This window comes from Flavobacterium sp., assembly GCF_035456085.1.
Classification (GTDB): Bacteria; Bacteroidota; Bacteroidia; order Flavobacteriales; family Flavobacteriaceae; genus Flavobacterium.
Map to the genome: position 1 here is coordinate 1 of NZ_DATIDY010000063.1, position 21,932 is coordinate 21,932.

Sequence of the window (21,932 nt, forward strand, 5' to 3'; positions counted from 1 at the left end):
TTTTCTGCTGCCATTTTAGAATTTTTTTAAATTAATTTTTTGGTAGTAAAGATTACTTGAATCTAAAGACAATGTTGGAGAGAGAATTATGTAAATAACCTGACACCCTTAATTATTTATAGCTTAGATATAAGCTTTCTATAATATGGAGAAGAATTTCCTGTTTACTGTGTAGTCCGGGGGGAAGTAAAAGTTATTTCTTTTATACTACTTATTGATTAAGTAATTCACAATAGATTGTAAATCAAATACATAAAATAAGCAATAATTGGATTTAAAAGGAATAGTATAAAGATAGAACTAAAAAAACTTATTTTGATTAGGTATTTTCACGGTAATTTTTACGGTATTTTACGGGTATTGTTAATGGATAACTAATGACCTTAATTGCAATACAATGATTCGATATTATGAGCAGAACCGATTAAAATCTATATAAAAGAAACACGAGTGAATTGAGTTCACATGATAAAAATCAAAAAGGGTGTAAAAAACTATGTTTTTACACCCTTTTAATCTAAAATGATCTATCTATTTTATTTTCTCCAACGTGGGTCGCCACATGTTTTAGTGCCAGGAAAAGCCGAATCTTTGAAATTGAAATTCCCATTGAATGGGTCAATCCATAACTTAGTTGTAGATCCAGGATAAACTGTAAAAGCAGGTAACGGAGTTGAACTTGTTGGTGGGGTAAACACAATATCATTAGTCACATAAGTATTATTACTTGTGATAGTCGTTGATTTCAAATGACCAGAAGTAATAAACGAATAAGCAACATTTACTGCTGCGCCTCCAAAAATTGTGTTATTAATAACAATAGGATTTGTAATATTCGTTGTTGAACCATAGCTAAGCAAAGCGCCCGCATTAGGTGGTGTTTCAGCAAATGTACAATCTGAAATAGTTAAAGATACGGAGTTTGAAGTACTTTTATTATTTACTAATTTTTGTACTTTAGAAAAAGTAGAGTTTTGAAATACAAGATTTGGGAATGGGTTATTTGCCCCTCCATCAACAATTACAGCAGCATTTGAACCAACATTTGTAACTACACAACCATCCATTATAAACTGAGCTATTGTTCCACTCGTCCACTGAGTTCCAGTACGAATTATGTCTCGATAATTAGTCATTTTACAATTCAAAAATTTCAATTCTCCGACACTGCTTGTAATTGCCTTAGTACCTCTAAAAACATATCTTGCTAATGATGCGTCACCTACAAATGAGATTCCCTCAAAAACAATCTTATCAATATTTACATTATTAGCCAATTCCAATGAATTACTAGTTGCAGTGTTATCTATTATCGCTCCAGTAGTATTATTAAGCGCATATCCACTTTTTATTGTTAGTGATTTATTAAATAAATAATCAGTGGATCCTATTGGATAAGTTGCATCTCCATCAAGGATAATGGTAGCTCCAGCAGGAGCATTTGTTAAAGCATCAAATAATGTAGTAGCAGTTGGAACGATTCCTCTTAAATCTACCACATCAGCACCTGTTGGTAACGGTTCTTTTGTAATAAATGTATTCCAGCCTCTTATTACTTCTTCACTATAAATTGCAATTTGATAAGCAGTTGAAGGTTTTAATCCAGTAACCACTTTTGCACCTGCAAGTTGCTCTTGAGAAGATACTGGAAAAGTAGCCAAAGGAGTTGTCAATGCTTCATCCTCAATTGTAAAAACTTTAACTTGAGTAATTGGATCGCCTGAACCAGCACCATTTAGCCATTTAGCTTTTGCGGAAATATCAGTAACGTCACTTTCCGTTGGAACTTGCATAATCGAAGGGAATCTCTCGGTTGTAACATTTCCTAGATCTGAGACTTTACTGTTTAATTCTGGTGTTGCTGCTAATGCTGTAGCACGAATATAATATTTTGTATTCCACAACAAATCTGTAATAACAATTTTGTTATTTGGAGTTTCTAAAGTTCCAATAATTTTAGCAAAAGCTTCATCACGACTAATTTCAACTTTATAAGAAACTGCTTTAGTCATTTTGGCCATGTCAATAGCAATTGTATTATTATGTGCCGATAAAGGATTGTTTAATACAGGTCTAAAAAGCCTTGTTTCTTGAACAACATTCTCATCCTCACTACAAGAATAAAAGAATAGCATGCCTATCAATACAAGGAGAATTCTATATAATTTTTTCATATTTTAAAATTTAATTGGTAAATAGAATTAAAAAATTAATTATAGCCGTAGCCATCATTTTTCAATACACCTTGACTGGCAGTTATTGCACTTTCCGGAATAGGCATTATGTATCTTACAGGATCTTTATAATTTATCCAATACCAAGAAATAAAATTGGCATATCCATCAACACCCGAAGTACTTTTTAGTCCACTTAGCCATGGTGATCTTGTCCAGCTGGTAGCATCAATAGGAATTGCTCTTGTATCGGTACTATAGATTTTCAGTGTCCCATCTGGATTTCTTTTCCAGTATACATAATCTGGTCTTATTGCATTGAGATCAGCGCCTTCGTCACCTAATTTTTTTAAATCAGCAACTGTTTTTGCAATTACCGCACTGTAATTTCCCCATCTGATTAATTCGAATCTACGGATAAATTCTCCACCAAATTCCCATGCTCTTTCATTAACTATAGCATCAAAAAATGTTTGCTTACTTGCAGAAACATTTGCCACATATTGCTCAACTTTTGTAGACCAATCATCAGAACTAAAGGCTCTTCTTCTTACTCTTGACAATGATTCTTTAGCAGCAGCAGTTGGACCGTTAAGTTCATTTTCGGCTTCAGCATTCATTAATAAAACATCAGAATATCTCATTAATGGGAAGTTGATACCTGTTCCCTTTGTTGTTGTTGGTCCAGGAGCTGGAGTAATAAACTCTCTGCTCCATTTTCCTTGAGCAAATGCATTTATCCCAACGATCTGAGTTTCATAATTAGCATCTCTTTTGTATAAACCACAAGTGACATCTCTTCTAATATCTTTTGGATCAAATGAATAATAATAAGAAGCTGGAATAGCATAACCTCCTGTAGTATACCCAACAGGGCTTTTACCTTGAGCAACTTGGATTCCTACGTTATATCCAATATCTCCTTCACCTTTTGCAAATGGAATTTCAAATAAAACATCACTATTTTTTGCCACAACAAATTGAGTTTCATTTTTAAAAATTTGCGCAAAATCCATTGGAAGCTCTCTGTCTTTCAATGCTATCAATTTTTTTGTATAATCTCTAGCAATAGTATAATAATCTAAAAAATCGCTTTTTCTATCCATTGTCATATCTGGTTTCAAGAAATATCCGCCTCTTTGCAATGCTATTCTAGCGATCATACCCATAGTAAATTCTCTACTTACTTGCTCAATACCATACGGCAACTCGTCTGCCCATTTCATTTTGTCTTCAACATCAATCATATCTTTAATAACAGCTGAAAGAATTACATTTCTGTCTGTTTTAGCAAGATTAAATTCTACGTCTGAACGTGGAGCTTGAATAGAAAAAGGAATATCTCCAAAACTAGCGATAAGCATACTATACCAATAAGCACGAATAGTATAAGCTTCACCCAAAAATTGATACATATTAGCTCTAATTGATGGATCAGAAGACTCTAAATTTCCACTATTTTTAATTCCGTCAATTACAATATTACAATCTCTGATAGCCTTATAACCAGAATCCCACGCTTTTTGAATATCTGAATTACTAGATACTGGCGTAAGCATCTCGATTTCTATATTAGGTTTACTATGACTTAAAGCAGGATCAGATCCATGCACTTCAATATCAGTATTGGCTTGCATATTAGTTGACAATCTTGTAGTAAATCCATCGGTAGAAAATTGAGTATAAATAGCATTTGTAGCTTTTCTAGCATCATCAACATTGGAAAAAATATGCTCTGTGTCGAAAGTTGACAAAGAATCTGGTTCTAAAAAGTCCGAACAACCATTCAATGAGAATGCCAACAATAAGATTAATAATTTATTTATGATTTTCATCGTAATGTATTTTATGTTATTATTTTTTTTTCTAAGCATCGTGATTAAAACGTAACATTTACACCAAAAGTAAAGGTTCTACTTCTAGGATAAGATGAATAATCTAAGCCTGGAGTCAATCCTGAGAAACCACCAGAATCACTATTTCTACTTGTATTTACATCTGGATCATAACCTGAATATTTAGTCCACAACGCTAAGTTACTTCCTGTAACATAAAGACGTAAACTAGAGAATATAGGCTTTTTGAATTCTTTAACTGGTAATGTATAACCGATAGTTAAATTATTTAATCTTATGAATGACGCATCTTCTATAGCCCAATCTGTAAGAACAGCTCTGGAACCTCCAAATGAAGTATTACCACTCCACATTGTTTTTCCTTTGTTCATTTCACCCAATTGAGCTAAATCAGTCACCACTTCACCTGGGGTACCGGTATAAGTACCATCCATATCAATGTAAGTAAACCTATTAGCAGAATTCATCGTATTTAACATATTCCCATAAGTTGTACGATACAATTGGTTGTAATCAACTTTTCCAGTATTGTAAACATCTCCTCCATATGACCAGTTAAAGAAAGCTGAGATATCAAATGCTTTATAAGTTCCTGACAAGCCAAAACCTCCTTGTGCTTTTGCCAATGCATTTCCAATAACGTGAGCATCTTTCTCATCAATAACACCATCACCATTTGAATCAGCTATTTTCATAGATCCTGGTTTAACAGTAGCGTTTAGAAGACTACTTGCATCTGGTACACCAGACTTTAATTTGTATGTTGTTGGAGTTACCTGTTCGAAATCATCAACACTATACATTCCTGCATTAGAGTACCCAACAATCTGACCGATACTTTGACCTACAGCAATATAATAATCGTTTTGCTCTTTTAAATCAGTACTTGCCCAATTAGATTGAAAATAACGATCATTAGTTCCATCTAGTTTATCAATTTTTGATTTATTTATTCCAAAATTAAAATTGATGGATAAAGAATAATCTTTTTTATTGATGATATTAGCGTTTAAAGCTGCTTCAATACCTTGGTTTGTTGTATTACCTATATTATCCCATTTTTCAGCAAAACCTGAAACCAACGGTATTGTAGATTTTAATAATAAATCTTCAGTAGTATTTTTATAAACATCAATACTTCCATTGATTACTGATTTGAAAAGTCTGAAATCTAAACCAATGTTTCTATTGATAGTAGTTTCCCATTTCAAATCAGGATTAAATAAAACTGTTCCATCAGGAGTATAATACACATTTTCTGTATTGTTACCAAAACCAGGACCATTAGGAATATCTGATTTAAAAATTAATATAGTTGAATTGGCAGGAATTCGATCATTTCCAGTTTCTCCATAACCTATTCTTAGTTTCAATTCATCAAAAACTTTAGATTCTTTCATAAAAGATTCACTAGAAATTTTCCATCCTGCTGAAAATGCTGGAAATACACCAACCGCATTTGATCCCTGAAATTTACTTGAAGCATCGCGACGTATAGTTGCAGTAAATAAGTATCTATCATTAAAAGAATAGTCTGCTCTACCAAAAAATGATGACATATTTTCGTCTGTATCTTCATAAGTTTTTTGATACGCTGTAGTTCCTAAATTCATATTAGCAAACAATTCAGCCGGCGTAATTGAAGCTCTAAAATCTTCAGCTCTAACCTCTTGACTTTTACTGCCTTTTGAACGAATTTCCTGTCCTACTAAAAGGTTCAAAGCATGTTTACCAATATTTTTGAAATCATAATTTAATGTATTAGTAAAACGGTAAGAGAATGCTTCAATGTCACTTTTAACACCTAACGGAAGACTATTTCCATTATTTTTTGATTCACCGGTTAGTGGTCCATAAAACCTAAGGTTTTCGCCAAAAGACCTTTCATTTGCTAAAATAGATTTCGCTGTAAAATGATTATCAATATTCCAGGTCAATCCTGCGCTATAACTGTATGTTCTAAGAGATTTTTTTCTCCAGTCTTGTTTTACCAATTCAACTGGATCTATAAATGTTGTCAAAAATTGTTCATAATCGTCATCAGTAGAAGCACCACCGCCTCCGCTCATATCCAATTCATCAGCAATACCATTCGTTGGTCTTTTTGTGATTAAATCTTTAATTTTTATTTGAGAACTACCAGATGTTCCAGCACCATTAACCACTCTATTGGCAATCCTTGAATTTAAATCAAGTTTTAATTTTTTTGTAATGTCATGTGTTAATTTAAAATTGATTACATCTCTTTTCTGACCAGAGCCTAACAGCAGACCACCATCATTATTTGCCGAATAACTAATTAAGAACGAAGTAGACTCGCTTCCACCGGAAATACTTAAATTATTGTAATAGGAAACAACACTATTACCTAAAACATCATCTTGCCAGTCATTAGCTTTTTTATATTTATACAGTTCCAAATCATCAAACTTTCCATAATATTTTTCAAAATTATCAAGAGCTGTATTAGCACTAGAAGTAGTTGACATTTTAGCCGTTTCATACTGCATGGTTGCAAATTCATAAGGAGATAATACTTCATATTTTCTTTCTTGCGGCATTGTACTAATCTGAACATAATTGTTATATGTTACAGTTGTTCTGCCTGCTTTTGGTTTTTTAGTAGTAACAACTACTACACCATTTGCACCTTGAGCACCATAAATTGCGGTAGTTGCTGCATCTTTCAATACGTCAATACTAGTGATATCTCCGGGAGGTATATCATTAAGGTTGCTTACAACAAATCCATCAACAATATACAAAGGTGAATTATCCTGAGTAATAGACCCTCCTCCTCTAACGCGGATTACTATATCTCCACCTGGAGCACCATCAACCGATTGAACACTAACACCGGCAAGTCTACCTGCTAAAGCTTCTGTCACATTCGAAACTGGAACTTTAGATAATTCTTTGGCAGAAATCGAAGCAACAGAACCCGTTAAGTTTTCCTTTTTGATAGTTCCATAACCATAAGAAACGATCTTTACCTCACTAAGTGATTCTGCACTTGGATTAAGCGAAACATTTAAAGTCGTTTTTCCAGCCGCATTAACGGATTTCGATTCGTAACCAATGAAACTAAACAATAGTACAGCATTGTTTCCACTTACTTTTATAGTAAATTTTCCATCAAAATCTGAACTTGCGGAATTTTTAGTGCCTTTTTCAGCAATGTTAACTCCAGGTAGTGGCATACCTAATTCATCCTTTACAACACCACTTATTGACTTCGCATTTTGGGCGCTTATTATATTACTGGTCAATAAGGACATCAAAAGCATCAAGACAAAACTTATTCTTTTGCTTTTTTTAAATACACTTTTAACAATCATAGCATACATTTAATTGGTTAATTTGATTTAGATTTTTGTTTTTTTTTGTGGCTGTCATGGTTAGTTTTTTTTCATCTGATAAAATTAATTTTGGTTATTAGTATTTTTTTTAATGTCATTATTCAATAAAATTCTCATTCATTCAAAGTGATTTTGAAAGCGTGAGAAAATCTTAGAGTAGTTTATTTTATTCGACTTTTCAATCATTCTTAACTATTAAAAAAACAAAAGAGAAATACATATTTTTGGAACCAAAAGAACCAATGATAATGTTAAAAAAATCTTAATATATGTAATCGATTGCACAAAATTAAATAAATATTTTTGATTAAAAAATAAAAAAACATATAAAAAAGAAAATTTGATAATAAAAAAGTGAAATATTTGAAGATATACAATTAATTATGATAAAAAATAATGTAATTGCAAAACCACTAAAAAAAATCAAAAAGACTAACAAGTTGCTAATCAAACAAATTTATTTATTTGAAAAAGTTAAAAAATAAATATTTAACAAAATTAGAAAAATTTATGTTTTTAATTAAAAAGAATATTACTGTTAAATTAACAATTAATTGTATAAAAAAAACTGCTGAAATTTCCAGCAGTTTCTCTTATAATTTAGAATTTTAAGCAATAATTATTTAGTCCTTGTAGAAGATTTTCGAATATGCAATTGAGGTGTTAAAACAACCTTCTTTTCAATCTTCACTTTATCTGTATTATTAATTTGTTCAATAAAGACTTTGGCAGCCATTTTTCCCATTTCAAGCGGAGACTGATCAACAGAAGAAATCGACAATTCCATAAAAAAAGTAAAAGGCTCATTACCGAAACCAAAAACACAAAACTCTTCAGGAATTTTAACGCCACGTTCTTTTAGTTCCTGAATAGCACCTAAAGCAGCAAAATCACTTGAAGAAAAAATCCCATCTGGCGGAGTATCTAATGCCAACAGTCTTTCGACAGCTTTACGTCCAGCTTCAACATTACTCTTGGTTTGAAAAACATATTCATCATTCCATTCCAAGCCACTGTCTAGTAACGCTTTTCGATAACCATTATTTCTGTTTTCAAATATTTCCAACGAAAGATCACCAGTTAAGTGCGCAATACGCTTACAACCCTGCTCTATCAAATTCATTGTAGCGAGATAGCCACCTTCAAAGTCATTAATGGTAACCGAACTCACGCCTTCCATTTTTTTCTTTCTATCAAAAAAGATTAAAGGCACATTTTTGTCAACCACATTTTTCATCACATAGTCATTTTCTTCAGAAACATCAGAAACCGACATCAATATACCATCTACTTGCGCATTTAATAAAGTAGTAATATTTTCCATTTGTCTGGCTTCATCTTCGTGAGTCTGGCATATAATTACATGATATCCTTTTGGGTGCAACTCTTCTTCTATACCTCTAATAACGGAAGCAAAAAAGTTACTATCAATACGAGGAACAATAACACCTACATTATTACTTCTCCCACTACGCAGAGACTGTGCTAATCTGTTTTGCTTGTAATTCATTTTAGCGGCGGTCTCAAAAACCAATTGTCGGGTTACTTCGCTAATCTTAGGATTATTATTCAAAGCTCTCGAAACGGTAGCCGCAGTTATATCGAGTCTTTTAGCAATATCATAAATTGTAGTTTTTTGATCCATTTCAGAATTATAGTTAAAAAATTTTTAGTAAAAATAGATAAAAAATATTATTAGGCAATTAATGTTATCGATTACATAAAAATTAATTAATTATAGTCATTTTAACTAATACTCAAAATTAAAAGCAATGCTATTTCATAAAACAGTATTAAAATACAACAATTTACCAAAAAAAGTAACAGATTACCTAAAAATTACCTATTTTTTCATCTTTCTTTTATTTATATACTAATAATATGTAAGTTTGTGTAATCGATTACATATTGCATTTGCCCAAACAATCTATCAATTATGAAACCATCTACAACATATTTAGATTTGAATACTACAATCAAAAAAGTTATCTTTTTGATTGCTTGTAACTTATTGATTGGGGCTTCCGTTTTTTCACAAGAAAACACGTCATCAAAAGAGCAATGGAAAAAAATGCAAGTTATCGTAAATTCTGTTAAACAGCCTACTTTTCCAAATAAAATTTATAATATCCTTGAATATGGCGCGCAATCAAATTCAACATTTGATAATACTGAAGCTATAACAAAAGCAATCCAGGAGTGTAGTAAGAACGGAGGAGGAACAGTAGTAGTACCAAAAGGAAAATTTTTCTCAAGAGCAATACATTTACAAGACAACGTAAATTTCCATTTAGATAAAGATGCAGAAATTCTTTTCAGTACAAACCCAAAAGATTATTACCCATTAGTACATACTTCATTTGAAGGAACCGAATTAATGAATTACTCTCCTTTAATATATGCCTACAATAAAAAAAATGTGGCAATAACTGGAAAAGGAACTTTAAACGGTCAGGCTAGTAGAGAAAACTGGTGGCCTTGGTGCAGTAGCGAAATGTATGGTTGGAAAAAAGGAACACCTTCGCAGCAAGATCCTCTCAATAGAGTCCAATTAGTAGAAATGGCCGAAAACAACGTTCCGGTTTCTGAAAGAGTTTTTGGAGATGGTCATTACCTAAGACCCAACTTTGTAGAATTTTTTGAATGCAAAAATGTATTAATACAAGATGTAACCATAGTTAATGCACCATTTTGGGTAATTCATCCTATCAAATCAGAGAATTTAATTGTTGATGGTGTCACTATTAATAGTCATGGACCAAATAATGATGGTTGTGATCCTGAATATTCAAAAAATGTAATTATTAAAAATTGCACATTTAATACTGGAGATGATTGTATAGCGATAAAATCCGGTCGTGATGCTGATGGAAGAAGGGTGGCAATGAAAAGTGAAAACATCATAGTTCAAAATTGCACCATGTTTGATGGACATGGCGGAGTAACTATAGGAAGTGAAATATCGGGAGGTGTTAGTAATGTATTTGTTGAGAATTGCAAAATGAACAGCCCAAATCTTGAAGTGGCTATCCGACTAAAAACCAACTCTAAAAGAGGTGCACTTATAGAAAATTTTTATGTACGAAATACAGAAATAGGTCAAGTGAAAGAAGCTGTATTGAAAGTTGACATGTTTTATAATGTACATGGAAACCAAAACGGAACATTTATCCCACGCATAGAAAATATTTATCTCGAAAATATAAAAGTAGAGAATGGAGGTCAATATAGCATATTAGCTAAAGGATATAAAGAGTCTCCTATCAAAAACATAACTTTTAAAAATGTAAAAATTAAAAAAGTTAAACAAAACTATTCAATAGAAAACGTAAAAAATCTCAAATTAATAAAAACCTATATCAATGAAATAAAAATGAAAGAATAAAAAGTAAAAAAAACAACATTAAAAAAAAACAAATTAAATACCAATTAATTATTAAACCCCAAATTTTATGATGAATATCAATTCACTCTTAAAAAAAGGAGTAACAAACTATTTTGTTATCACACTTTTAGTAGTATTTCTGGCGAGCAATAAAATATTTTCGCAAAATGCTACATTAGAAGGTACAGTAAAAGATGCTGCAGGATTAACATTACCTGGAGTAAATATCTTAGAAAAAGGTACTCAAAACAGCACTCAAACCGATTTTGACGGTCACTACAAATTTAAATTACAGAATCCAAAATCTGCTACACTAGTTTTTTCATTTGTTGGATTTAAAACAAAAGAAACTTCTGCCTCAGGTAGAACAAAACTTGACATAACTTTACAAGAAGAAGCTAACACATTAAATGAAGTTGTAGTTGTTGGATATGGAACAGTTAAGAAAAAAGATTTAACTGGTGCAATTTCCACTATGTCTGGAAGTGATCTTAAAAAAGTACCAGTTGCAAACGTTGCACAAGCTTTGACTGGTCGTATTGCGGGGGTCCAAGTAACATCTTCAGAAGGTTCTCCAGATTCAGATATTAAAATTAGAATTCGTGGAGGTGGATCTTTAACACAAGATAGTTCTCCATTAATAATTGTTGATGGTTTCCCAGTAAACAGCATAAGCGACATTGCCCCTTCTGATATTGAAAATCTTACTGTATTAAAAGATGCTTCATCTACTGCTATTTATGGTTCTAGAGGTGCAAACGGTGTTATTATCGTTACTACCAAAAAAGGTAAAGACGGTAAAATATCTGTAAGTTTCAACTCATTCTATGGTCAGAAAAAAATGGCAAATGATATTGATGTTCTAGGAACTGAAGATTATGTGAAATGGCAATATGAATATGCTGCAATGTCTAAAGATATTCCTTCATACGAAGAGTCATTTGGTTCTTGGAAAGATCGTGACATTTATAATGGTATAAAAGGTAATGATTGGCAAAAACAAATTTATGGACGCACAGGTGAAGTACAAAGCCGTGATTTAGGAATCCGCGGTGGTACTGAAAAACTGAACTATAACTTCAATTACGCTCATTATGATGAAAAAGCTATTATGCTTGGTTCAGATTTCAAAAGAGACAACCTTTCATTATCATTAAACAACAAAGCGACTGATAAAATTGATCTTTCATTCACAGTACGTTATTCTAATACAGAAGTAAATGGTGGTGGAGTTAATGACAAAAATGAAAAATCTGCATCTGATTCACGTTTAAGAAACAGTGTCGGTTATTCTCCAATCCCATTGCCAGGTGTAACTACAGATGATACTGATGAAGCTCTATCAGGTTATCTTGTAAATCCCTTCGTAAATATTGCTGACAATGATCGTCTACAATTAAAACAAAACTTTAATATGTTAGGTAGTTTTGCTTGGAAATTAGCTACTAATTTAACTTTTAAATCAGAATTTGGTTTAGATCATTATACAACTAATGACTATCGCTTTTACGGAAGATCAACTTATTATGTAAAAAATGCTCCTGCTTCTGAAGAACAAGGTATGCCAGCACTTATTATGTCTGACAGAAATGAAAGTAGATTTAGAAATGCAAATACTTTAAACTACGATTTCAAAAAACTATTAGGTAAAAATTCAGATCATGGTTTAACAGCATTGATTGGACAAGAGATGATCAACAATGAGTCATACACTACAACTTCAACAATGCACGGTTTCCCTAATACTTTCGACTTTGATAGTGCAAGAAAGTTAACAACACTTGGTACTCCATTTTCTACACAGAATTTTTATAGCCCAGATGATAAATTACTTTCGTTTTTTGGACGTTTAAATTACGACTATAAAGATAAATATTTATTGACTGGTACTTTCCGTGCGGATGGTTCTAGTAAATTCATGGGTAACAATCAATGGGGATATTTCCCAGCAGTAGCAGCAGCTTGGAAAATTTCTGAAGAAAGTTTCTTAAAAGACGTTTCATGGATTAGTGCTCTTAAAATTAGAGCTAGTTATGGTGAAGCTGGAAACAACAATATTCCAACAGGTCAAACTACTCAAGCTTATGAATCACCAACAGGTGGGCTTGGTTGGATAAATGGTGTTAATGACTATTGGGCTCCATCTAAATATTTAGCTAATCCTGACTTAAAATGGGAAACTACTGTAACACGTAACGTTGGTCTTGATTATGACTTTTTCAAAGGTCGTATTAGTGGTAGTTTTGATGTTTACAAAAACTTAACTCAAGATCTTTTGATTGCTTTCCCAGTGTCTGGAACTGGTTATACTTCTCAATACAGAAACATGGGTGAAACTCAAAACACAGGGCTTGAGGCTACATTAAATGTTGCAGCAATTCAAAATAAAGATTACGGTTTGAACTTTTCATTTAATGTTGGTATAAACAAAAACAAAATCAATTCTCTTGGAGAAATGAGCGACTTTGGATGGAACACAAACTGGGCATCTTCTGCTATTGGAAATGATTATTTGGTTAGAACTGGTCACTCAATGGGTGAAATGTACGGATACAAAAATGCAGGTCGTTATGAAGTAGCAGACTTTGATTATAACGCAACAACAAATAAATACACTTTAAAATCTGGAGTTGCAGATGGTTCAGGTGTTTTAGGTACAATACAACCAGGTACAATGAAATTGGTGGATCTTGATGGAGATAACAAAATCACTGCAAATGACCAAACAGTTATCGGAAATGCAAATGCAAAACACACTGGAGGTATGGTAATTAATGCTAATGCTTATGGTTTTGATTTCTCTGCAGCGTTTGACTGGAGCGTAGGTAATGAAATTTATAACGCTAATAAAGTAGAATTCGCAACTGCTTCATCAAACAATGGACAATACAGAAATTTAAGTTCTGAAATGGCTGACGGAAAAAGATGGACAAATCTTAATCCAGATACAGGAGAGTTAGTTACTGACCCTACTGAATTAGCAGCATTAAATGCAAATACAACAATGTGGTCACCATACATGAAACAATATGTTTTCAGTGACTGGGCTGTTGAAGATGGATCATTCTTGAGACTTAACACCCTTACATTAGGTTATACAGCTCCAGAATTCTTCAATTCTAAATTAGGAATTAATAAATTGAGATTTTACCTTACAGCAACTAACGTTTATGTTTGGACAAACTACTCAGGTCCTGATCCAGAGGTTTCTACAAAAAGAGATACTCCTCTTACACCAGGTGTTGATTATTCAGCATATCCTCGTAGCAGACAATTGATTTTTGGTCTGAACCTTAATTTTTAATTAAAACAAAATATCAAAAGATGAGACATTCAATAATATTAGCAGGATTAGTTTTAGCTAGTCTATTTACATCTTGCCAAGATGATTACTTAGATGCACCTGCAAAATCAACACTAGAAGAATCAGTTATTTTTTCGGATCCAACATTAGCTGAAGGAGCTATTGACGGAATCAAAGTACCATTTGGAGAAACAAACTCGTACAGAGGACGTTACCTTCCTTACTACGGGTTAAATACTGATACAGAGTGGTTTAATGCTGCAACGACTATAGACGATAAATCTGCTCTAACAAATTACACAGCGACATCGACAAATGACCAAATGAATACAGATAATAACGTTTGGGCTATGATGTATCAAGGTATCGAGCGTGCTAATTTAAGTATTCGCGGATTACGTACTTATGGTGACCCAAAACCTGGAACTCCTCTAGGATATTTATTAGGTGAGGCATTAACATTACGTGCAATATATTATGCTGATTTAGTTAAAACTTGGGGAGATGTGCCGTTTCGTTTTGAACCAATTAGCACATCAACGCTTTATTTACCAAAATCACCTCGTGCAGAAGTTTACAAACAACTTCTTAAAGATTTGGCAGAAGCAGAAACATTAGTTCCATGGCCAAATGAAACAGCAGCTACAAGTAGCGTAGAAAGAATTAATAAAGCTTTTGTAAAAGCATTTCGTGCTCGTATAGCAATGGCTGCAGCTGGATACCAACAATATCCTGACGGAATTCACAGAAGCACAGATCCTGAACTTTCTGTTGAAAAAATGTACAAATTAGCTCTAGACGAATCTCGTTCAGTAATTGCAAGTGGAAAAGCGCGTTTGGAACCAACATTTGAAGGATTCTGGAAAAAATACAATCAAGAAAATTTAGCTGCAGGAGGAGAATCTCTATGGGAAATTCCTTTCGGAGATGGTAGAGGAAGAATGCTATTTACATTTGCAGTACGCCACACAGATAGTGATCAATACCACGGTAATGGAGCTAATCGCGGTGGAACAGCAGGACCACTTCCTTTCGTATTCTATGATTATGACAAAGCAGATACTCGTAGAGATGTTACTTGCGTACCTTATAAATGGAGTAAACCAGTTAATGGTGTAGCAAAACAAGAGTTAGGCGCAATCGATACTTGGTACTTTGGAAAATATCGTTATGAATGGATGAATCGTTTTGTTACTTCAACAAATGATGATGGGGTAAATAAAATTTACATGCGTTATGCTGAAGTTCTTTTAATTGCAGCTGAAGCTGCCAATGAATTAGAAGGCCCTGCAGCAGCAGCACCTTATTTGAAACAAGTACGTGCAAGAGCGTTTTCTGCAGCAGATCAATCTGCAAAAGTAGATGCGTATATTAGTGGATTAACGAGCAAAGAAGCAATGTTTAACGCTATTGTAGACGAAAATAAATATGAGTTTACTGGAGAAATGGAACGTAAACAAAATCTTATTCGTTGGAATTTATTAGGAAAAAGCATGGCTGAAGCTAAGGCTAAATTGCAAAACTTAAGAGATCGTACAGGTGAATATGCTGATGTACCAACAACTGTATATTTCAAATATAAAGATGATGTAGCCGGTAAATATCCAAGCACAATCCTTGATTGTTATGGTTTAAACAAAGGTGAAACTACTGATCCAGGTGCAGGTTACGAAAAAATTACATGGGTATGGCCTAATAAAGACAATGCAGCTAAAGACAAAAGTAATTTCTTATTCATGGGTGATCCAGATGCAAAACAATTTTGGCCAATTTGGAAAGTGTTTATTGATAGAAGCAATGGACAATTGTTTAACGATTATGGTTATACTAATTAAGAGAATTAATTATAAATTTTAAGTTATAATATTTATGAAAATAAAACATATATTAAAAGGATTAATAGCCACATTATTATTAGTACTAGCTTTTTCTAGCTGTGATAGTTTTAATGAACCGCTATTAGATGAATTAGGAAATACCAGAGAGTTTTCACCAATTGGACTTACCGCTAAAGTGAGAAACCAAACAACTGTTGAGCTAAACTGGACAACAAGAGAAAGCACCGAAAAATACATAGTAGAATTCAGTGCAGATGATCCTGAATTTACAACTATTGAGAAGACTATTGAAGTAACTGCATCTCAATTGCCAATTCAAGTAGCATTAGCAGGAGAAACAGTTTATTCTATCAGAGTAAAAGCAATAGCTTCTGGATTAGAGGAATCTAAATGGTCTGTTGTAACAGCAACTACATTATCAGAACAAATTTTCTATGCTGTTGCTCCTGAAGAGATTCTAGCTAAACAAGTGACTTTGAGATGGCCAGCTAATAGCGTTGTTACTCAAATAGTTGTTACTCCTGGTGATATTACACACGTAATTACTGCTGAAGAAAAAGCAGCAGGTTTCGCTACAGTAACAGGATTAACACCTGAAACATCCTACACAGCAACTTTATTCAATAATACAAAAGTGAGAGGTACAAAAACTTTTACCTCAGGTATCGACATTGGTAATGGAATTCTAGTTAAAACAACCGATGACTTAATGCAAATGATTGCTGAGGCTAATTCTGGTGCAACACTAGTTTTAGAACCTGGTTCATATACTGCTACAAATCAAATTGGAACAATTACTTTAGCTAAATCAATTACTTTAAGAGGATTAAGAAGCTATAGCAAACCAAAATTAAACGTTAGATTTGTGCTTAATAGCGGAACTGCTAATCTAAGTTTGATTGATTTAGATCTAGATGGAACAGGATTGAAAGATGCATCAGCTATTACATATAACGAAGAAAGTGCTACTTATGACGCTCTTTTAATTAGTGGTTGTAAAATCCATGACTATGCCAAATCGTTCATTACAGCAGCAGCTCTAAAACTTGCTAAAATTAATTCTATATTGGTAGAAAATTCAGTTGTTACTAATATACTAACAGCATCGTCTGATTGTATTGATTTTAGAGGTTCATACGTAGGTCAACTTACTCTTAAAAACAGTACTTTTAATAACACAACAGTAAGAGATTTTATCCGTATGGATAATACTGCTGGAACATTGAGCGGTACTGGATTAACAAACAATGTTTTAATTGATGCTTGCACTATCAACAATCCATCAATGCCAATTACTGGTAGAATTTTATATGTACGTTTTGCTTCTAATGTGATAGACGTTAAAAATACATTGTTTTCAAATATAGGTGGAATTTTTAGTAAGGAAGCTACAACTTCAACTCCAACTTTTAAAAATAACAATTATTTTAATTCGCCAAATTTACAAACTAAAGGTGCAAGCGCAGGTACAATATTTGACACAGCAGGAACTGCATTAAACCCACAATTTACAGATGCTGCTAATGGTATCTTTACTATTGGTAACCAAGCATTAAAAGATAACAATATTGGAGATCCATTATGGAGACAATAAAATAAATTCCAATGTTATAACATTAAATTCAAAAAGAGGTTTGCAATAATTGCAAACCTCTTTAATTAAAACCAAAACCAAGACCAAAAACTACAAACCAATTATTTCAAAAGAATTAGTCAATTAATTCCTAAAAATAATCTTCAACAATAACAAAAAAATAAAATTATGGTTTTAAAAATGTTTTACAGTTCATTGTTGCTCATCTTTTTGTGTTCTTGCCAAAGTGATAATGAAAGTGACAATGAAATTATAACACCACAACAAGTATATGTCGAAAGCATTACTTTAACGGGTGCCAACATTAGCTCAGGAATCAATAGTCAAATGACAGCAACGATTTTACCGGCAAATGCTAATGACAAATCAATTACATGGAGCAGCTCTGATACTTCAATCGCCGAAATTTCGTCTACCGGACTTATCAAAGCCTTAAAAAATGGAACTGTTACTATTACTGTAACTGCAAATGATAGAAAAACTGTAACCGCTACAAAACAAATTACGATTTCAAATTTTGGCATAACGGGAACAATATATGAAGTAACGAATACAACTGAGTTAGCTACTGCACTGAGCAAAGCTCAACCAGGCGAAAATATTATAATGAATGGCGGAACTTATGCAATGACTTCCAAAATCACTATTACAACTTCTGGAACTTCGGATAAACCTATAAATTTAATCGCCAAAGAAGGATCTAGTCGTCCAAAATTGGATTTTTCATCTATGACTGAAAATTCGGCTAATCAAGGAATTGTCTTAGCTGCAAATTATTGGCATATCAAAGGAATTGATATTTTCAAAGCTGGAGATAATGGTATGGAAGTAAAAGGCAGTAATAATATCATTGAATTCTGTACTTTTTCTGAATGCTCTGATTCAGGATTACAACTTGATAATGGTGCTTCAAATAACACTATTCTTAATTGTGACTCTTTTTATAATGCAGACGCCAGCCTCGAAAATGCAGATGGTTTTGCCTGCAAGCTAAATGCTGGTTCTGGCAATAAGTTCGTAGGATGTAGAGCATGGCAAAATTTAGATGATGGTTGGGACGGATATCTACGTGATACTGACAATATCAAAACCACCTACCAGAATTGTTGGGCTGTAAAGAATGGCTATTTAAAAAATGGAACCAAAGGAGCTGGAGACGGAAATGGTTTTAAAACTGGAGGAAGTGATAACAAATTATTAAAACACAATGCTGAATACACTTATTGTATTGCAGCTGGAAACGTAGCCGATGGATTTGATCATAACAGCAACAGAGGCGAAGTAACCATTTATAATTGTTCAGCTTATTCAAATGGAAAGAATTATTCTTTCAGCAGCACTAATCCGTTGGCTAAATTAACAATTAAAAATAGCAATACTCTTGGTGCTTATGGAGCAATCCTGGCAACCACTGTTGATGCCACCAATAATAGTTGGCAAAATGGTATTGTTGTTTCTGAAAAAGATTTTAAAAGTATTGATTACTCCGAGCTATTAGCAGCCAGAAAACCTGATGGTAGTTTACCTGATGTTAATTTCTTCCATTTAATTTCAACAAGCTCAATGATTGATAAAGGAATCAACGTTGGTCTACCTTACACAGGAACTGCTCCCGATTTAGGAGCATTCGAATATTAATTCAATAGTAAAAGACTTCTTCTTTGAATTATAGATTATAAAATTAAAATATATGGGATGATTTTAATAATCATCTCCTATGTTGTTTTTTTTACATTTTTTTTGTTTTGAAAAAAGGGCTGTTAGAATTTCTAGCAGCCTTTTGCTTTTACGTATACATTTATGTCTTGTCAAAAAACAATTCCGTTTGTTATAACTCCCACTTTTCCCAACACATTTTACTAAGTTCAAATGGTAATAAAATTTACAAAACCTCAGTAAATAACTTTCCAATTGCGTCATTCTATCCATCAAGAGAAAATTCTATGGATTAAGTAAACAAAAGCAATAATTTTGTACGGTTAATTTTGTTATAAAAAATAAAATTTAATCATACCTAGTTTTTCTCAACCTTAAACATTTTACTAAACTACTGATTTTTCGGTTATTATAAAAAACGAAACATATAGTCAAAATCACATTAATACGAATTGTTAAATTGACAAGATTTTTTAAAAAATTACAAATAAAAATATCTCATAAGGGGTTTTAAATAATAAAAAAATAATTAAATAACAAAAATGTTATCGATTACACAATAACAAAACACTCGATTTCGTCCATTTATCAGTAAATCTAGTAATATCTCAAACCATAAAATTAAGAATAAAACATCAATACTTTAAAAATTATGCTATTTTATTAAACTAATTATTTTTTTTTAGACTTTTTTTTGTTTATCTAAGAATTATAATGTAGGTTTGTGTAATCGATTGCATTCTGTATTATACCTACTTTTAAAAATACAGTTTAGATTATTAAAAATTTAACAAAAAAAATAACAATACTTAATTAAAAAAAACAAAAACCAAACACAATTAAATCTAAATGAAAAAGTAAAAAACTTAACAAAAAAAATCAACCAACCTAAAACAATTATTTTATGAAAAACCAACCCCCTAAAAAAGGCATCCCCTATTTATATGCCTTAATCTTTTTATTTGGTCTGTTTATGACGAGCGAGATGAATGCTCAAAAAAACACAACCGTAACCGGTATAGTTAAAGACGAAGCCGGTCTATCCTTACCAGGAGTAAACATCGTTGAAAAAGGAACTAGCAATTCGACAAGTACTGATTTTGATGGTAAATTCAGTATAAAATTAACTACAGATAACGCTGTATTAACAGCAAGCTTCGTGAGTTTCACCACAAAGAATATTTCTGTAGCAGGAAAAACCTCTTTAATCATTCAATTAAATTCTGAAGAACAAACCTTAAAAGAAGTTGTTGTTGTTGGATATGGGACTGTAAAAAAATCCGATGTTACAGGAGCTATCAGTACCATTAAACCAGAAACAATTACAGAAAGAAATGCAATTAATCCATTAGAAGCGATCCAAGGAAGTACTCCTGGAGTTCAAATTACTTCAAGCACTGGCCGTTCTGGAGATGGATACAACGTAGTAATTAGAGGTAAAAACTCTTTGTTAAATGAAACTAATGGTGGTACTAATAGTGGTCCTCTATATGTTGTAGACGGAGTACCTACCGATAATATCGACTTTCTGAATCCACAGGATATTGCTAGAATGGATGTATTGAAAGATGCATCATCTGCCGCAATTTACGGTTCGAGAGGTGCTAGTGGTGTTATTATTATTGCAACAAAAAGTGGGACAACTGCAAAAAGTGGTATAAATGTATCATTGGAAAGCTCTTACGGTACTAAAACTGCAGTAAGATTACCTACAATGATGACTGGAGCTGAATGGTGGGCATTTCACCAAGCTGCTTATCTAAATGCCAATCCTGCTACAATGACACCAGCACAACTTGCAACTGCAGTAATGGGAAATCCAAATCAAAATCAGGTATTGCTTGATAGAGCTAATAGTGGATATAATTATGATTGGCAAGGTGCTATACTAAAACCAGGTATGACAGCCAACAATTACATCAACCTATCAGGTCGAGGAGACAATGGATTAGCCTATAATTTAGCTTTTGGTATTCAAAATGACAAAGGTCTTATCGACAAAGATTCTATGGACAAATACACATTTAAATTAGGTTTGAACCACAAAATAAATGACAAATTTTCTACTGGAGCCAATGTAACCATAGCCCGCGTAGAGGCTGAACTTGGTAGTGACGTTGCAATGTCAAACGCATTCAGACTTAGCCCACTTATGTCTCCATGGGCAGTTGATGCCAACGGAAAAGAAATAATAGGCACTATGTTTTGGCAACCAGGAAAATTGACCTATCCTAATGGATCATTTGCCGTTAACAAAACAAGTACAGTGAATCCTTTCTTCGAAATTGATAATTCTTCGCAAACTGAAAAAAGCTGGCAAACAATTGGTAACGTGTATTTCCAATACCAAGCCTTAAACTGGTTATCATTCAAAACAACTTTTGCTGCAGGTATCTTTAATGGAGTAAACAGTACTGCTTATGGAGCTCAAACAGAAGCTGGGGTAACATTGACAAATAAAAATTCAGCTTCTGTCAAAAATTTGCAAAACTTCAACTACACTTGGGACAACCAAATTGACATAAAACACACTTTCAATGAAGACCATGCTGTTAGTGCACTTTTGTTACAAAGTTTCTACTCAAATGTTGATGAAAACCAATACATGTATTCTAACAATCAACCATTTGATGTTGGATCAAACAATATGGGATCTGGAGTTCAAACCAGTTACCAAATAACTTCAGGATATGCTAAAAACACTTTAAATTCATACGCTGCACGTGTAAACTATGGATATAAAGACAAATACCTTCTTACTGCATC

10 protein-coding genes are annotated in these 21,932 nt (G+C 32.8%); 6 read left to right on the forward strand and 4 right to left on the reverse strand.

Translation table 11 applies throughout. The features are described from left to right. Positions 1-536: 536 nt before the first annotated feature. From VLC96_RS05025 to VLC96_RS05040, 4 genes are all read right to left on the reverse strand, one after another. Positions 537-2,174 (reverse strand): DUF5123 domain-containing protein, encoded by a 1,638-nt coding sequence (locus tag VLC96_RS05025; RefSeq protein ID WP_325261030.1) that lies wholly within the window; start codon positions 2,172-2,174, stop codon positions 537-539. Between the two features lie 35 nt (positions 2,175-2,209). Further along, on the reverse strand, positions 2,210-4,009 hold the full coding sequence (locus VLC96_RS05030; RefSeq protein WP_325261031.1) for a RagB/SusD family nutrient uptake outer membrane protein: 1,800 nt from the start codon (positions 4,007-4,009) through the stop codon (positions 2,210-2,212). A gap of 44 nt (positions 4,010-4,053) precedes the next feature. Further along, complete coding sequence (locus tag VLC96_RS05035) at positions 4,054-7,368, reverse strand: SusC/RagA family TonB-linked outer membrane protein (RefSeq protein ID WP_325261032.1); 3,315 nt, start codon at positions 7,366-7,368, stop codon at positions 4,054-4,056. Positions 7,369-8,008: 640 nt separating this feature from the next. After that, the gene (locus tag VLC96_RS05040; protein ID WP_325261033.1) at positions 8,009-9,034 is read right to left on the reverse strand and encodes a LacI family DNA-binding transcriptional regulator; all 1,026 of its coding nucleotides are present in this window, start codon (positions 9,032-9,034) and stop codon (positions 8,009-8,011) included. Between the two features lie 291 nt (positions 9,035-9,325). On the opposite strand from VLC96_RS05040, the gene VLC96_RS05045 reads away from it, so the two are divergent. The 6 genes from VLC96_RS05045 to VLC96_RS05070 form a co-directional block, all read left to right on the forward strand. Beyond that, positions 9,326-10,774 (forward strand): glycoside hydrolase family 28 protein, encoded by a 1,449-nt coding sequence (locus tag VLC96_RS05045; protein ID WP_325261034.1) that lies wholly within the window; start codon positions 9,326-9,328, stop codon positions 10,772-10,774. A gap of 67 nt (positions 10,775-10,841) precedes the next feature. After that, on the forward strand, positions 10,842-14,078 hold the full coding sequence (locus VLC96_RS05050) for a SusC/RagA family TonB-linked outer membrane protein (RefSeq protein WP_325261036.1): 3,237 nt from the start codon (positions 10,842-10,844) through the stop codon (positions 14,076-14,078). 20 nt (positions 14,079-14,098) lie between these two features. Continuing rightward, positions 14,099-15,913, forward strand: coding sequence for a RagB/SusD family nutrient uptake outer membrane protein (locus VLC96_RS05055; RefSeq protein WP_325261038.1), 1,815 nt, complete (start codon positions 14,099-14,101; stop codon positions 15,911-15,913). A 34-nt stretch (positions 15,914-15,947) separates the two neighbouring features. Next, on the forward strand, positions 15,948-17,510 hold the full coding sequence (locus tag VLC96_RS05060) for a DUF4957 domain-containing protein (protein WP_325261040.1): 1,563 nt from the start codon (positions 15,948-15,950) through the stop codon (positions 17,508-17,510). A gap of 168 nt (positions 17,511-17,678) precedes the next feature. Beyond that, positions 17,679-19,148, forward strand: coding sequence for a right-handed parallel beta-helix repeat-containing protein (locus VLC96_RS05065; RefSeq protein ID WP_325261042.1), 1,470 nt, complete (start codon positions 17,679-17,681; stop codon positions 19,146-19,148). 922 nt (positions 19,149-20,070) lie between these two features. Beyond that, positions 20,071-21,932 (forward strand): SusC/RagA family TonB-linked outer membrane protein (locus VLC96_RS05070; RefSeq protein ID WP_325261043.1); only part of this gene is annotated, 1,862 nt, incomplete at its 3' end.

Coding starts and splice junctions, on each gene's coding strand:
- VLC96_RS05030 (WP_325261031.1), bottom strand. CDS start 4,009: ATGAAAATCATAAATAAATTATTAATCTTATTGTTGGCATTCTCATTG.
- VLC96_RS05060 (WP_325261040.1), top strand. CDS start 15,948: ATGAAAATAAAACATATATTAAAAGGATTAATAGCCACATTATTATTA.
- VLC96_RS05025 (WP_325261030.1), bottom strand. CDS start 2,174: ATGAAAAAATTATATAGAATTCTCCTTGTATTGATAGGCATGCTATTC.
- VLC96_RS05065 (WP_325261042.1), top strand. CDS start 17,679: ATGGTTTTAAAAATGTTTTACAGTTCATTGTTGCTCATCTTTTTGTGT.
- VLC96_RS05045 (WP_325261034.1), top strand. CDS start 9,326: ATGAAACCATCTACAACATATTTAGATTTGAATACTACAATCAAAAAA.
- VLC96_RS05040 (WP_325261033.1), bottom strand. CDS start 9,034: ATGGATCAAAAAACTACAATTTATGATATTGCTAAAAGACTCGATATA.
- VLC96_RS05035 (WP_325261032.1), bottom strand. CDS start 7,368: ATGATTGTTAAAAGTGTATTTAAAAAAAGCAAAAGAATAAGTTTTGTC.
- VLC96_RS05050 (WP_325261036.1), top strand. CDS start 10,842: ATGATGAATATCAATTCACTCTTAAAAAAAGGAGTAACAAACTATTTT.
- VLC96_RS05055 (WP_325261038.1), top strand. CDS start 14,099: ATGAGACATTCAATAATATTAGCAGGATTAGTTTTAGCTAGTCTATTT.